15 protein-coding genes are annotated in these 12,804 nt (G+C 66.6%); 4 read left to right on the forward strand and 11 right to left on the reverse strand.

Going from position 1 to position 12,804, the window contains the following annotated elements:
* Position 1: 1 nt before the first annotated feature.
* From DJ018_RS06760 to DJ018_RS06790, 7 genes are all read right to left on the reverse strand, one after another.
* Entirely contained in the window at positions 2-940 is a 939-nt protein-coding gene (locus DJ018_RS06760; protein ID WP_111514071.1) for a bifunctional riboflavin kinase/FAD synthetase, read from the reverse strand.
* Positions 937-1,359: a MaoC family dehydratase gene (locus DJ018_RS06765; RefSeq protein ID WP_111514072.1), complete on the reverse strand. Its 423-nt coding sequence runs from the start codon at positions 1,357-1,359 to the stop codon at positions 937-939. The genes DJ018_RS06760 and DJ018_RS06765 overlap by 4 nt, the downstream gene beginning before the upstream one ends.
* An 8-nt stretch (positions 1,360-1,367) precedes the next feature.
* Entirely contained in the window at positions 1,368-2,234 is an 867-nt protein-coding gene (locus DJ018_RS06770) for a TIGR01459 family HAD-type hydrolase (RefSeq protein WP_111514073.1), read from the reverse strand.
* Positions 2,235-2,282: 48 nt separating this feature from the next.
* Positions 2,283-3,548 carry a flagella assembly cyclic-di-GMP phosphodiesterase TipF gene (tipF, locus tag DJ018_RS06775; protein WP_111514074.1) on the reverse strand — a complete coding sequence of 422 codons (1,266 nt, stop codon included), beginning with the start codon at positions 3,546-3,548 and terminating at the stop codon, positions 2,283-2,285.
* A gap of 101 nt (positions 3,549-3,649) precedes the next feature.
* Positions 3,650-4,528 (reverse strand): 3-hydroxybutyryl-CoA dehydrogenase, encoded by an 879-nt coding sequence (locus tag DJ018_RS06780; protein WP_111514075.1) that lies wholly within the window; start codon positions 4,526-4,528, stop codon positions 3,650-3,652.
* A 235-nt stretch (positions 4,529-4,763) separates the two neighbouring features.
* Positions 4,764-5,708 (reverse strand): electron transfer flavoprotein subunit alpha/FixB family protein, encoded by a 945-nt coding sequence (locus tag DJ018_RS06785; protein WP_111514076.1) that lies wholly within the window; start codon positions 5,706-5,708, stop codon positions 4,764-4,766.
* Positions 5,708-6,460: an electron transfer flavoprotein subunit beta/FixA family protein gene (locus DJ018_RS06790; protein ID WP_111514077.1), complete on the reverse strand. Its 753-nt coding sequence runs from the start codon at positions 6,458-6,460 to the stop codon at positions 5,708-5,710. The genes DJ018_RS06785 and DJ018_RS06790 overlap by 1 nt, the downstream gene beginning before the upstream one ends.
* A 167-nt stretch (positions 6,461-6,627) precedes the next feature.
* Here DJ018_RS06790 and DJ018_RS06795 point away from each other — a divergent pair, with 167 nt between their 5' ends.
* Positions 6,628-6,933, forward strand: coding sequence for a hypothetical protein (locus tag DJ018_RS06795; RefSeq protein WP_111514078.1), 306 nt, complete (start codon positions 6,628-6,630; stop codon positions 6,931-6,933).
* 4 nt (positions 6,934-6,937) lie between these two features.
* Here the strand turns inward: DJ018_RS06795 and DJ018_RS06800 are convergent, their stop codons facing one another.
* Together DJ018_RS06800 and DJ018_RS06805 are read right to left on the reverse strand one after the other, a co-directional pair.
* A complete protein-coding gene (locus tag DJ018_RS06800; protein WP_111514079.1) occupies positions 6,938-7,513 on the reverse strand; it encodes a cob(I)yrinic acid a,c-diamide adenosyltransferase in 576 nt (191 codons plus the stop codon).
* A gap of 7 nt (positions 7,514-7,520) precedes the next feature.
* Positions 7,521-7,703: an HIG1 domain-containing protein gene (locus DJ018_RS06805; RefSeq protein ID WP_111514080.1), complete on the reverse strand. Its 183-nt coding sequence runs from the start codon at positions 7,701-7,703 to the stop codon at positions 7,521-7,523.
* A gap of 366 nt (positions 7,704-8,069) precedes the next feature.
* On the opposite strand from DJ018_RS06805, the gene DJ018_RS06810 reads away from it, so the two are divergent.
* Entirely contained in the window at positions 8,070-8,720 is a 651-nt protein-coding gene (locus DJ018_RS06810; RefSeq protein WP_111514081.1) for a TetR/AcrR family transcriptional regulator, read from the forward strand.
* A 22-nt stretch (positions 8,721-8,742) separates the two neighbouring features.
* Entirely contained in the window at positions 8,743-9,354 is a 612-nt protein-coding gene (locus tag DJ018_RS06815; protein ID WP_111514082.1) for a TetR/AcrR family transcriptional regulator, read from the forward strand.
* On the opposite strand, the gene DJ018_RS06820 is transcribed toward DJ018_RS06815, so the two are convergent.
* Entirely contained in the window at positions 9,347-10,438 is a 1,092-nt protein-coding gene (locus DJ018_RS06820; RefSeq protein ID WP_240609467.1) for a D-alanyl-D-alanine carboxypeptidase family protein, read from the reverse strand. The two genes, DJ018_RS06815 and DJ018_RS06820, sit on opposite strands and share 8 nt — an antisense overlap.
* On the opposite strand from DJ018_RS06820, the gene DJ018_RS06825 reads away from it, so the two are divergent.
* The gene (locus DJ018_RS06825) at positions 10,419-11,399 is read left to right on the forward strand and encodes a L,D-transpeptidase family protein (RefSeq protein ID WP_240609468.1); all 981 of its coding nucleotides are present in this window, start codon (positions 10,419-10,421) and stop codon (positions 11,397-11,399) included. The two genes, DJ018_RS06820 and DJ018_RS06825, sit on opposite strands and share 20 nt — an antisense overlap.
* Before the next feature lie 19 nt (positions 11,400-11,418).
* Here the strand turns inward: DJ018_RS06825 and DJ018_RS06830 are convergent, their stop codons facing one another.
* Entirely contained in the window at positions 11,419-12,714 is a 1,296-nt protein-coding gene (locus tag DJ018_RS06830; protein WP_111514085.1) for a S41 family peptidase, read from the reverse strand.
* Positions 12,715-12,804 lie beyond the last annotated feature (90 nt).

Raw genomic sequence — 12,804 nt, forward strand, 5'->3', positions numbered from 1 at the left:
CTCAGGCGCGGAGGAGTGCGCGCGCCGCGGCCGCGTCGGCCATGACCTGCTCGGTCAAGGCTTCCAGACCGTCGAACTTCTCTTCGGGCCGCAGGAACGCGATCAAGTCGGTCTCGATGACCTGGTCGTAGATGTCCTCGTCGAAATCGAAGAGCCAGACCTCAAGCCGCGGGGCGATGGTGCCTGTGATCGTCGGATTGACGCCGATGTTCGCCACGCCTGGCAGTTCGCGCCCGTCGGGCAGGCGCGTCCGGGTGGCGTAGACGCCGAACTTGGGCACCACATAGTCGTCCAGCGGGACGTTCGCCGTAGGGAAGCCAAGCTTACGACCCAGCTGTCGACCGCGCTCGACCGCCCCCTCGATAGCAAAAGGCCGGGTCAGGATGGCGGCGGCGTCGTCGGGGCGGCCTTCCCGCAGGGCGTCCCGAATGGCGGTCGATGAGAACTTGCCGGCCTCGTCTCCGACCTCTTGCGCGACCGACACCGAGAAGCCGAGTTCGGCGCCCAGTTCGGCAAGCGCCTGCGGGGAGCCGCTGCGACCTTTGCCAAAAGTGTTGTCGAAGCCGACGGTGACGTGCCGCACGCCGAGCCCATCCACCAGCACTTCGCGCGCAAAAGCCTCGGGCGTCAGCTCGGCGAGGCCAGGCGCCCAGGGAAGGACATAGAGGATCTCGACGCCCAGCTGTTCGAGCGCGCGCGCCTGCTGGTCGGTCTTCTGGATCCGGAAGGCTGGCCCGTCGGGGCGGAAGAACACCCGGGGGTGTGGGTCGAAGGTGATAACGCCGAGCGGCGCGCCGAGGGCGCGGGCGCTCTGGGCGGCCAGGGCGATTACCTCCTGGTGGCCCCGATGAACGCCATCGAAGCTGCCCATGGCCACGGCGGCGGCGCGGTCGGACGCGACCAGACCTTCCCAGCCGCGGATGACCCGAACCCGGCTCATGCGCCCCGGCGGGGAACGATGACCATGGCCTCGCCGTCCACTACCGCTTTGCCCCCGACCTGGCAGACAGTGTCCAGGGTGACGAAGCCGCGGCGCTCGTCGATGGTTTTGACCGTGACGCGTGTGGTCACCTCATCGCCGATCTTCACCGGGCGGCGGAACTTCAGGCTCTGGCTGACATAGACGGCGCCAGGGCCCGGCAGTTTGGTGCCTAGTGCGGCGGAGATGTAGCTGGCCGCCAGCATGCCGTGCGCGATGCGGCCGCCAAAGCTGGTGGTCGCGGCATAGGCTTCGTCCACGTGGACCGGGTTGGTGTCGCCGGAAACCGCCGCAAAGGCGTCGATGTCGGCGGCGCCCACTGGGCGGGAGGTTTCCGCCGTCTGACCGACGGAAAGATCTTCCAGGAAAAGCTTGTCCATACCGCCCCTTACCAGACGAGGTCGGGCATGGCCCAGTTCGCCTTCAGCCCTTCCTGACGCAGCAAGCTTTCCACCGCTTCGGCGCGAATCGCGCCGCCCGCGTCCAGCGTCTCCGCCTCGTGTATGCCGCTGGCCACGAACAGCACGTCGAGCTCCTGGGCGTTGGCGCCGCGGATGTCGGTCGGCAGGCCATCTCCAATGCAGAGCACGCGCGAGCGGTCCAGCGGCGTTTTGGTGCGGCTCGCCGCTTCCTCGAGGCAGATGTCGTAGACGGCGCGGAACGGCTTGCCTGCCATCTCCACCTTGCCGCCGAGGATTTCATAGAGTTGGGCCAGGGCGCCAGCGCAGTAGATCAGCTTGTCGCCGCGCTGAACCACGATGTCGGGATTGGCGCAGATCATCTCCAGACCACGGGCGACCGCGCCTTCGAAGCGCTCGCGGTAGTCGTTGGGCTCTTCCGTCTCGTCGTCGAAGGGCCCTGTGCAGGCGATGAAGCGGGCTTCTTCGAGGGGGGCGAAGGTCACGCCGGTGCCCTCGTACAGCGGGTCGTCTCGGTCAGGCCCGAGCTTGAAGGCCGGGCCGGGCGCGCGCTCCGCCAACAGGGCGCGCGTGGCGTCGCCGGAGGTCACGACCCGGGCGTAGGCTTCGCGCTGAACGCCTAGTCCGTCGAGTTGCTCGATCACCGCTGGGCTTGGGCGAGGAGCGTTGGAGATCAGGATCACCGGCCCGCGCTCGGCCTGGAAACGGGCCAGGGCGACACAAGCGTCGCGGAAGCTTTCTCGGCCGTTGTGGATCACGCCCCAGATGTCGCAGAGGACGGCGTCGTAGCGGTCGGCGATCTCGGCAAGGCCGGAGACGATCTGGGGTGCGCTCATGGTGGTGGGCGGTAGCCCACGCGCAGGCGGCGGGTCAACGCCAGAAGGTCAGCGGATCGCCCGGCGCGGCGCATCAGGCCGGCCCAGGGCGGGCGGCGCGCCGGTCTCGGCCAGGACTGCGCCTTTGATGGCGCGCGGCTCGCCGAACAGGTGGCCTTGTCCATAGGCGATATCGAGTTCGAGGATGTCGACCACCTGCCGCTCACCCTCCACTTTCTCCGCGATAAGCTCGACGCCGTAGCGGCGCAGGAGGGCGGCGTAGTCCTCAGCGGCAAGGTCCGGCAGGGAGCGCAGCACAAGGCGGCCTTCCTGTTCGGTGAGTTCTTCCAGCAGGAGCCCGGCGCTGATCTTGACGAACTTCACGTCCGCCCGGGCGAGGTCCTGAAGATCGAGATCCAGGTCCACAACCTTGTCGAGGCTGAAGCGGAAGCCGAGGTCGGCCAGCTTGGCCATGTTTCGGGCCTGGATCGAGCCTCGGGAGTCGAACGCCGCCTGGCCGATCTCGAAGATCAGGGCGCCGGCCAGGTCCTGGTTCTCGCTAAGCATCTCCAGGAACTGCGGGAAGAAGCTCTCGTCGCCGAGGCTCGCCATGGAGATGTTGCAGAAGATGCCGACCCGACGGTCCTGCTTGGCCAGGCGACGGACGATCTGCACGCAGCGGAACAGCAGCAGGTTGTCGATGGAGGCGACGATGCCGGCCGGTTCGGCCACCGACAGGTATTCGGCCGGCATCATCACCCGACCGGTTTCGTCGCGCAGGCGAGAGAAGCTCTCGTAGAAGACAGTCTTGCGCTGAGGCAGGGCGACGACCGGCTGCAGGTAGAGGTCGACCCGGTTCTCCGAGAGCGCCTCGCGAACCGTGTCCATGAGCGCGCCGGCTTGCCGGTGCATGGAGTTGTGGCCCGCGCAGCCGGCGTAGGCCGCAGGCTCTGGCGTGGAGCGATGTTCGTCCATCCGCTGCTGCATGCGGGCGACTAGGGTCTCCAGCATGTGGACTTCGTCGGACAGCTCTTCGGAGCGGTGGCTCTCGTCGGCGACGCTCTCGGCCATCTTGGAAACCTTGGCGTCCAGGCGCTCCATCTGATCGATCAGGATTTTCTGGGCTTCGCGCACGGCGTCGATGTCCGAGCGCATGGCGCCATTCTCAAGCGCCCGGGCGATCAGCCCATGAAACGCAAAGCACAGGCCAAGCCCGCCCACGAGCGCAGCCACGCCGGCGCCCCAACCGCCGCCGTTGCGCCACAGCGACAGCGCTACGATCAGCGAAAGGCAGAGATAAGCCCCGCAGAGCAAGGCCAACGTGAGCCGTCGCATGGTCCCCATCCGAATCAACCACGAGTATCCGCCGGGGACTCGTGGCAAGTCGAATGGATTAATTGAGTCCTAAGGACGCAGGTGCGCTCGGGCGCGGAGACTTAGCGGGTAGGGACCGGGACTTCGCCGCGATAGTCGTAGAAGCCGCGGCCGGCCTTGCGACCCAGCCACCCGGCTTCGACGTACTTCACGAGCAGCGGGCAGGGCCGGTACTTTGAGTCCGCCAGTCCCTCGTGCAGCACGTTCATGATCGACAGCACGGTGTCGAGGCCGATGAAGTCGCCGAGTTCCAGCGGACCCATGGGGTGGTTGGCCCCAAGCTTCATGGCCGTGTCGATGGCTTCCACCGTCCCCACCCCCTCGTAAAGGGTGTAGATCGCCTCGTTGATCATCGGCACCAGTACTCGGTTGACGATGAAGGCCGGGAAGTCCTCGGAATTCGAGGTGGTCTTGCCCAACGACCGCGCGAAGTTCACCGCCGCCTCGTAGGTGCCGGCGTCCGTGGCGATGCCGCGAATGATCTCCACGAGCTTCATCAGCGGCACCGGGTTCATGAAGTGCAGGCCGATGAACTTCTCGGGTCGGTCCGTGGCTGACGCCAGCCGGGTGATCGAGATCGACGAGGTGTTGGAGGCCAGCAGCGTCTGCGGCGCGAGGTGCGGGGTCAGCGCCTTGAAGATCGACTTCTTGACGTCTTCAGCCTCGGTCGCCGCCTCGATCGCGAGGTCGGTCGCGCCGATCGCCTGCAACTCGGCGGCCGGCTTGATGCGCGCCATGGCCGCGTCCATCGCGTCCTGGCCAATCAGGCCGCGGGCGACCTGCCGGCCGAGGTTATGTTCGATCAGCTTCAGGCCGGCTTCGATCCGATCGGCGCTGACGTCGTGCAGAAGCACGTCGTAGCCGCCCAGAGCGGAAACGTGGGAGATGCCGCAGCCCATTTGGCCAGCGCCGATCACGCCGACCGTCTTGATAACAACCATCCAGCAAACGCCTCGATGACCGGCGCGCGGGCTCAGGCCCAAGCGCGCGTGTGACGGCTTTCTAACACGGCGAAGGCGTGGAGGGACAAGGGAATTGCTGCGCCGCAGCGTGGCGGCAAGCTGCGCCGCAACGCGGCTGCGCGGGATGCTTGCGCCGCCGCAACTTGCGGACGTGGGGCTAACGAGAAAGGGCGGCCATCGGGCCGCCCTTCACAAGTGCAACGTGGCGGGCGGCCTACTTGGCCGAGCCGTCCAGAGCGCTCATCAGCTCGGGCACAGCGGTCTTGTAGTCCGCCACCAGACCGTAGTCGGCGATCTGGAAGATCGGCGCGTCGCCGTCCTTGTTGATCGCGACGATGACCTTGGAGTCCTTCATGCCGGCGAGGTGCTGGATCGCGCCCGAAATGCCAACCGCGATGTAGAGGTCGGGCGCGACCACCTTGCCGGTTTGGCCGACTTGGTAGTCGTTCGGGGCGTAACCGGCGTCCACCGCCGCGCGGGAGGCGCCCACCGCCGCACCCAGCTTATCGGCGAGCGGCTCGATGACTCGCTGGAACTCCTCGGCGGAGCCCATGGCGCGGCCACCGGACACCACGATCTTGGCGGCGCCGAGTTCAGGGCGTTCCGACTGAACGATCTGCTGCTCGACGAACTTGACCTTGGCCGGTGCGGCCGGAGCCGCAATCGTTTCGACGCTGGCCGAGCCGCCTTCCGCCGCCGCCTTGAAGGCGGTCGGACGGACGGTGATCACCTTCTTGGCGTCCGACGATTGAACCGTCTCCAGCGCGTTGCCCGCATAGATCGGCCGCACGAAGGTGTTGGCGTCCACCACCTCGACCGCGTCCGAGATCTGCGCGACGTCGAGCTTGGCCGCGATCCGGGGCGCAATGTTCTTGCCCAGCGAAGTCGAGGGGATCAGGACCGCGTCGTAGTTCGCCATGAGCGGGACCACCAACGCCTCGAACGCCTCGGCTAGGCCTTGGTCCAGCTCGGCGCTTTCCGCCAGCAGCACCTTGCGTACGCCTTCGATCTTCCCGGCCGCGTCGGCGGCGGCTTGCGCGCCTTGACCAGCGACCAGCACGTCGATGTCGCCCGAGATCTTCTGGGCGGCGGTAACCGCCTTGTGGGTGTTGTCCTTCAAGGCCGCATTGTCGTGGTCAGCGATGACGAGAACAGCCATCAGAGCACCCCCGCTTCGTTCTTGAGCTTCATGACGAGGTCCTGCGCGGTCTCGACCTTGATCCCGCCGCCGCGCTTGGCCGGCTCGGTGACCTTGAGGACCTTCAGGCGCGACGCGACGTCGGCGCCGACAGACGCGAGTTCCTTCACGTCGAGCGGCTTCTTCTTGGCCTTCATGATGTTAGGCAGGCTGGCGTAGCGCGGCTCGTTGAGGCGCAGGTCGACGGTGATCACCGCCGGCAGGGTGGCCTCGATCGTTTGCAGGCCGCCGTCCACTTCGCGAGTGACCTTGGCGGCGCCGCCGGCGATCTCGATCTTGGAGGCGAAGGTGGCTTGGGGCCACTCCAGCAGGGCCGCCAGCATCTGGCCGACCGCGTTGTTGTCGCCGTCGATGGCTTGCTTGCCGAGCAGAACGACCTCGGGGCTTTCCTCGGCGACAATCGCCTTGAGCACCTTGGCCACGGCGAGCGGCTCGAGGTCCTGATCGTTGGCTTGAACGAGGATGGCCCGGTCCGCGCCCATGGCGAGGGCGGTGCGCAGGGTTTCCTGGGCTTGGGTCGGGCCGACAGACACGGCCACGATCTCGGTGGCGACGCCCTTTTCCTTCAGCCGGACCGCCTCTTCCACGGCGATCTCGTCGAAGGGGTTCATCGACATCTTGACGTTGGCGAGGTCGACGCCCGTCTGGTCGGCCTTCACTCTTGGCTTTACGTTGTAATCAATTACCCGCTTGACCGGGACCAACACCTTCATGGGTCGCTAGCGCCTCAAATCTGATTGGGGAAAAATAAGGAGAAGGGGATAGCGCCTCCGGCGGGCTTTGCAAGCCAGCTGCCCCTTCCCGGACCGGGGCCGCCGCCCCAATTTCGACGGAGCAGGCCGCTAGCCAGCGGGCGCTCCCCTCATCTAAGTAGCAACGCATGAACCCGACGATCGAACGCCTCAAGCTGATCTTCCTTGGCGTCTTCGCCCTTCTCGTGATCGCCGGCGGCATCTGGCAGGTTGGCTGGGTGTGGCCGCGCCAAAAGTGCGAGAAGGCCCAGATGTGGTGGGATGGCTCGCAGCGCGTGTGTGCAACGCCGGTGCTAATTTCCGACATCACCGGCCGAACCATTCAGGACAAGCAGGCCGACGCAGCGGCCCGTCAGGCCGTCGGCCGGACTGAGGTGCCTGTCGTGGCGGCGCCTCCCGCTGCCGAGGTCCCGCCGCCCGCTGTCCCGCGCTGACGCTCTAGCGGGTCGCCGCCGGCGCCCAGAGCACCTCGGACTGGCCGCGGCCGTTTGCAACGCGCGCGGCTACGAACAGCAGGTCCGACAACCGGTTCAGATAGCGCAAGGCAGGGCCGCCGACCGGCTCGCCTTGCTCAAGCATGCGCACGACTTCGCGCTCAGCCCGCCGGCAAACGGTGCGAGCCAGATGCAGCGCCGCCGCCGCCGGCGCGCCAGCCGGCAGGACGAACGAGGTTAGCGCCGGCAGATCGGCATTGAGCTGATCGATCTCGGCCTCCAGGCGCGCAACCTGACCGTCGACGATCCGCAAGGCCTCACCTTCCACTTCGTCGGGCCGCGCCGGCGTTGCGAGGTCGGCGCCCAGATCGAACAGCTCGTTCTGGATCCGGCCCAGAATGGCGTCGAGCACCGGGTCGGCGCTGGTGTGCAGTCGCGCAAGCCCAAGGCACGCGTTGGTCTCGTCGACGGCGCCATAGGTTTCGACACGCGCCGCCGCCTTGCTGACCATCTCGCCGGTCGCCAGCCGGGTGCGCCCCTGATCGCCGGTGCGTGTGTAGATGCGGTTGAGTGTCACCATGGTCAGATCAGCCGCGAGCCCGCCACAGCAGCACCAGCAGCAGGAAGAGCACCACCGCCCCTTGGGCGATCACGCGCCACTGCATGTATTTGTTCGAGTTTTTGCCGCGGTACATGGCCAGCACGCCCGCGAACAGAATGACGGTGACGACCGCAAGGCCGACGAAAACCAGGATGTTTATCGCGCTCATCGACCCACTTTAGGGCGCCTCGTACTTGCGAGCCAACGCTGACCGCCGATATGCGACGCTTGACTTCGCGGTGATCGATCACGTTCAACGATCGACATTCCAAGATCTAGGTTTGGTTCGCCGCGGTCATTTAGTTGCCGCCCTACTGAAATTTAGCAGAAATATTGCTGTTCGAACTTCAGTTGGTGCGTTGGCCGGGCGGGCGTGACTGCGTTGAGCGTAATTAGCTGAACGTGTTCATCGAAGTTCGTGCAACTTGGCGTCGAGGTGCTGAGGGGGTGACCCGAAGCGTTCGTCGTCGAGAAAAGAGTGAGTGATCCGAATACGAGACGAGCGCCTCCCCGCGCTCTGCAAGGTTCAAGTTCAATGAAACATGTCTCTCCCAACGACGTCGCCGGCGAAACCCGGGTCAAAGCCCCTACCCGCCGTGCGCTCGCCAAGCAGCAGACCCGGGCCAAGGTCCTGACCGCCGCCCGCAAGCTGTTCAGCGAGGAAGGCTATGAGGGCGCCACCATCCGTGACATCGCCGCGGCCGCCGGCATGTCTACGGGCGCCGTCTTCGCCAACTTCACCGACAAGTCCGATCTCTTCCGCGAGATCATGACCGCCGACATGTCCTCGCTTGCCGAGGGCATGCGGGATGCGGCCACCAAGGGCCGCAATCTGGAAGACGCGCTGCTGCGTGCGTTCATGGCGGGCTACGGCTTCTACAAGAGCCGCCTTCCGCTGGCCCGCGCCGCCTTCAGCGTCGCCTGGTCGCCGGACGAAGGCCAAGTGCTGCGCAACCTGCCGCCCGTTGTGGCGCAGCAGGACCTGATCGTCGAGCTGCTGAACGCGGCGGTCGAGCGCGGCGAGCTGAGCCAGGAGTCGGAAGTGAAGCTCCGTGCCCAGATGTTGTTCGACGCCTATCTCGCGAACTACAACCAGGCCATCTTCCAGGGCTGGAGCCTGGACGCGCTTCAGGCGCGTGCGCGCGACCAGATCCGCATTCTGCTGGCCGGCGCCCGCAGGGGCTAAGGGCCGACAGGGGGGGCATAGTTTGAGGACGGCTCAGAAACAGGCCACTCGCGAGCGCGTCCTTTGCGCCGCCAAGGACCTGTTCGGCCGCCTCGGCTATGAAGGCACGACAATCCGCGAGATCGCCCGACAAGCGGGTGTTTCCGTCGGAAGCGTGTTCACCACCTTCGCCTCCAAAGGCGAGATCCTCAGTCAGGTCATGCAGGACCGCTTGGACGGGCTCTATGCGGAGCTCGACCGGGTGGTCCCGCACCTGCGCGGGCCAACACCCGACCGGCTGAGGACCATGTTCGCGATCCACTTCGCGTTCGAAGAACCGCACGTACACCTGTTCATGGCGCACATCGCGGCGACCTATGACTGGACGCAGACGGAGGCGGCTCGCCCCTTCGGCAAAACCCCTCGGCTGCAGCACATCATGCTGGAATGTCTGGCCAAGGGCGTGGAGGCGGGGGACGTTGACCCGCAGGCGGACCTTCAGGGCATCGTCGATCTGCTGATGAGCGCCTACGCCTGGACCTATCGACTGGCCGCCTGGCAGGGCGCAGACGCCAAGACGATGACCGAGGTGATGGACCGGCAGATCGGGCTCATCGCCGGCGGCTTCACGCGAACCACGGCGAGCGTCAGCTAGACCCCAGCGGGTCCTCTCCCGTCCATTCCCAGTGCCAAGGCTCGAACGGATAGTTCACGAAGCCGAACCGGTGCGCGTTGGCGAGCAGCCACTGATACGCGGGCGTCTTGGTCATGAAGCGGCGGTTGGGATCGGCGCTGGAGTCTGGGCCGTACCCCGGCGCCTGCCCCACATAAAGGTCCATCGCCAGTCCCGTGCGGTGCGGCGAGCATCGCGCCCGCTCACGTCCGTTGCAGTTGCCCTGCGCCGCGCACCGGGCGGCGTCGTAGGCAGGGCTTCGGAACCCGGAAAAGATCTGCAGGAAGCGAGGATCCTCCGCGATGCGCGGATCCTCCGCCCGGGCTGCGGCGACCATCCGTCGGTAGGCTGCGAAAGCCTTGTGGCGCAACTGGATCTGCTTGCCCCCATAGCCTTCGCCGGCGACGCTTTCGGCAAGCTCGCTGTCCTGGGCGGCTGGTGCGCAGATGCCGCGCGAACTCAGCAGGACGATCGGGCGGCGGCCCTGCACCACACCCTTCATCTTGATGAAGCTGAATTCGCTGACCAGCCCGTCGGAGTGGAAGCCGTTGCGGGACTGCCAAGCCGCTAGGGCGCTGGCGAAACCAGGGGTGTCCGGCGCGCATCGGGTGCCAATCTCCCGTGCGATCAACGGAGCATAGGTCTCCCAACCCGTTTCGACTCGGCCGAAGGGCGCCCATGGCATGGCTTTCAGCGAGCTGCCGTTGATCCGAGCGGCCTTGTCCCAGCCGATCGTGTGGCAGTCGACCGCCGCTGTTTGCGCAGGCGGCGGCGGCAGCGGCGAGGCGGAGGGAAGCGTCGGTTTCGGAAGCGGGGCGCAGCTGGTCACGCGCAGCACGATCAAGCCGAGCAGCACAAAGGCCGCCGCAAGGGCGCCCAGGAACCGCAGTGCCTCTGACGGTTTGAACTTCACGTCACGCCAAACGTACGGCGCAAGGCCGAGGTCCACCATGAAATTTACGAAGGCGGCTGTGACCGTCAGCGCGCTGGCGCTTTCCCTAGCTGCGTGCTCGCGTCCCCAGCCGCAGGCTACGCCCGATCCAGGCGTGAAACCGGCGCCGCCCACGGCCGCGGTGGCTCCTGCCGCAGTCCAACCGTCGAGCAATCCGGCGGCGCAGGCGATCGACCGCGCCACATGGAGCAGCCAGGCCCCGCCGGAGCAACTGAGCGATGTTCTGATCCGCGTCCAAGCTCTGCTTCAGCGCGCGCATTTCTCCCCGGGCGAGATCGATGGCAAAGACGGGGGCAACCTGAAGACAGCTGTCGCCGCCTTCGAGCAGGCCCACAACCTGCCGGTGGACGGGCTGCTGGACGATCAAGTCTGGACGCAGCTGTCGCGGAACGCCGGACCCGTCATGACGGACTATGTCATCGCGGCTGAGGATGTGCAGGGTCCGTTCGTAGCCGAGATCCCGAAGGAAATGGCCGACCAGGCCAAGCTGGACCATCTCGCCTACAAAAGCCCGCTCGAAGGACTGGCCGAGAAGTTCCACATGAGCCCGGAGCTGCTGCAGGCGCTCAATCCGGGCGCCGATTTCGCGCGCGCGGGCTCGACCATCGTGGTGGTCGCGCCGGGGGCGGCGGACCTGCCGGCAAAGGTGGCGCGCGTCGAGGTGGACAAGAGCCGGCTACAGGCGCGGGCCTACGGCGCCGACGGCGCCTTGCTGGCGGTCTATCCGGCCACCGTGGGATCCGAGGACCGACCGGCGCCCAGCGGGACCTGGGAGGTGCGCGCCGTCGCGCCAGAGCCGACCTATACCTACGACCCTAGCCGTCTGACGTTCGGCAAGAAGAGCGCCGGCAAGCTCACAATCAAGGCGGGGCCGAACAACCCGGTCGGCGCCACCTGGATCGACCTGACCAAGGAGACCTACGGCATCCACGGCACACCCGATCCGTCGCTGGTGGGCAAGGTCGCGAGCCACGGCTGCGTGCGGCTCACCAACTGGGACGTGGCCCAGCTCGGGCGCGCCGTGGAAAAGGGCGCGAAGGTGGTCTTTGTGGGTTCGGAAGGGGCGGGGGCCTGACGCCGACCGCACCAGCCGGTCAGGCGGGCCGGAAGGACGCGAGCGCCGTGCGACCATCCGGCGCCAGAACGATCATCCAGCGCAAAGCGCCTTTCTCGAACACCACATCGTAGACGTCGGCGCCGATGGGGTTCACTTCCCGGAAGGTCACCGACTTGAGCGGCCCCATCCCAGACAGCATCTGGCGCATGCCACCGGCCTGCGCACGGGTGGCTTCCGCAAGCTCAGGCGTCATTCGAGCGTAATCGGGCTCACCCCGGACGATTTCCTCGACGCTGCGCCGCACGGCGGCTTCGGAGCCGGTCTGGGCGATCGTGCGCGGCGTGAACAGGCGTGCCTTGGACAGGCCTTCAATGTCGCCTGCTGCGGGAGATTGGCCGAGCGCCTTGAGGGCGGCTTTCAAAGCGTCGGCGCTAGAAGTGGCAAGGTCAGGGCGCACGCCGCGGCCTTCCCAGTTGTCGTCGGTGATCGGGTTACGCGCTTTTCCGCTGGGCAGAAACAGAGCAAGTTCGCCGCCCATGGGTGTGATCCCGCCAGGGTTCGCGCCCCCGCCGGTGGTCTCCCCTACGAGCTTTGCAAGCTTCATGGCCTGCAGGTCGTAGGCGAATTCCTCGCCGCCCGAGAAGGTCTGCTTGCTGGTCAGCAGATACACCGGCTTGCCGGTGAAGCGGACGGGCGTTTTCTCCGTCCAGAAGGCTTCGGTCCGGAAGGTCTCCGTGCCTGGATTGCGCCAGATCAGGTCGTTGACGTGCACCGGCTTGTCCCCGGGCACAAAGAAGCTGACGAGGTAGGCCACCGCTTCGGGCTCGCCGCCGCCGTTGCGGCGCAGGTCCACGATAAGGGCCTTGCAGTCGGCGATTTGCGACATGGCCTTGTCGATCGCCGGCTTGAACACGGCGCCCGGCGGGAAGCCGACCACCTCGAGGTATCCGACGTCTCCAGCCAGGCGATCGGCGCGCACCACGCCCGCTTCACTGCGGGGTGGCGGGCCACCCTGCGCGCCGGGAGGCGGCGGGCCGTTGCGAGTGACGACGCGCAGGTGCCCGTCATGCGCCACCTCCGCCATGTCGGCGCTGATCTGCTTGGCGAAGGCTTGCACGTCCGTGAGATGGGCGTACGCGCCCGCAGCTTCTGCAGCGGTGATCTTTTCCGCAGTCGCCGCGCCGACGCTGGGCTCCACATACTGCTCGCGCAGCGCCTTGGCCGCCTGCTCGACAGCAGCCTTGCGGGCCGTGGGCTCAAGAGGCTGCGCCAGGGCGGGCAGTGCAGCGCTGGTCAGCAGCAGGGCCAGGGCGGCCGCAATCGTCGTCTTCACCTCAGGTCTCCCGGAACTTCGTTCTTCGAACTCCGGGTCAGGTCATAGGCCTCTGCGGCTCTGGCTCAAGTTAAGCTATGTTCAGGATCC

It is taken from the genome of Phenylobacterium deserti (assembly GCF_003254705.1).
Lineage (GTDB): Bacteria > Pseudomonadota > Alphaproteobacteria > Caulobacterales > Caulobacteraceae > Phenylobacterium > Phenylobacterium deserti.

Coding starts and splice junctions, on each gene's coding strand:
- DJ018_RS06760 (WP_111514071.1), bottom strand. CDS start 940: ATGAGCCGGGTTCGGGTCATCCGCGGCTGGGAAGGTCTGGTCGCGTCC.
- DJ018_RS06765 (WP_111514072.1), bottom strand. CDS start 1,359: ATGGACAAGCTTTTCCTGGAAGATCTTTCCGTCGGTCAGACGGCGGAA.
- DJ018_RS06770 (WP_111514073.1), bottom strand. CDS start 2,234: ATGAGCGCACCCCAGATCGTCTCCGGCCTTGCCGAGATCGCCGACCGC.
- tipF (WP_111514074.1), bottom strand. CDS start 3,548: ATGCGACGGCTCACGTTGGCCTTGCTCTGCGGGGCTTATCTCTGCCTT.
- DJ018_RS06780 (WP_111514075.1), bottom strand. CDS start 4,528: ATGGTTGTTATCAAGACGGTCGGCGTGATCGGCGCTGGCCAAATGGGC.
- DJ018_RS06785 (WP_111514076.1), bottom strand. CDS start 5,708: ATGGCTGTTCTCGTCATCGCTGACCACGACAATGCGGCCTTGAAGGAC.
- DJ018_RS06790 (WP_111514077.1), bottom strand. CDS start 6,460: ATGAAGGTGTTGGTCCCGGTCAAGCGGGTAATTGATTACAACGTAAAG.
- DJ018_RS06795 (WP_111514078.1), top strand. CDS start 6,628: ATGAACCCGACGATCGAACGCCTCAAGCTGATCTTCCTTGGCGTCTTC.
- DJ018_RS06800 (WP_111514079.1), bottom strand. CDS start 7,513: ATGGTGACACTCAACCGCATCTACACACGCACCGGCGATCAGGGGCGC.
- DJ018_RS06805 (WP_111514080.1), bottom strand. CDS start 7,703: ATGAGCGCGATAAACATCCTGGTTTTCGTCGGCCTTGCGGTCGTCACC.
- DJ018_RS06810 (WP_111514081.1), top strand. CDS start 8,070: ATGAAACATGTCTCTCCCAACGACGTCGCCGGCGAAACCCGGGTCAAA.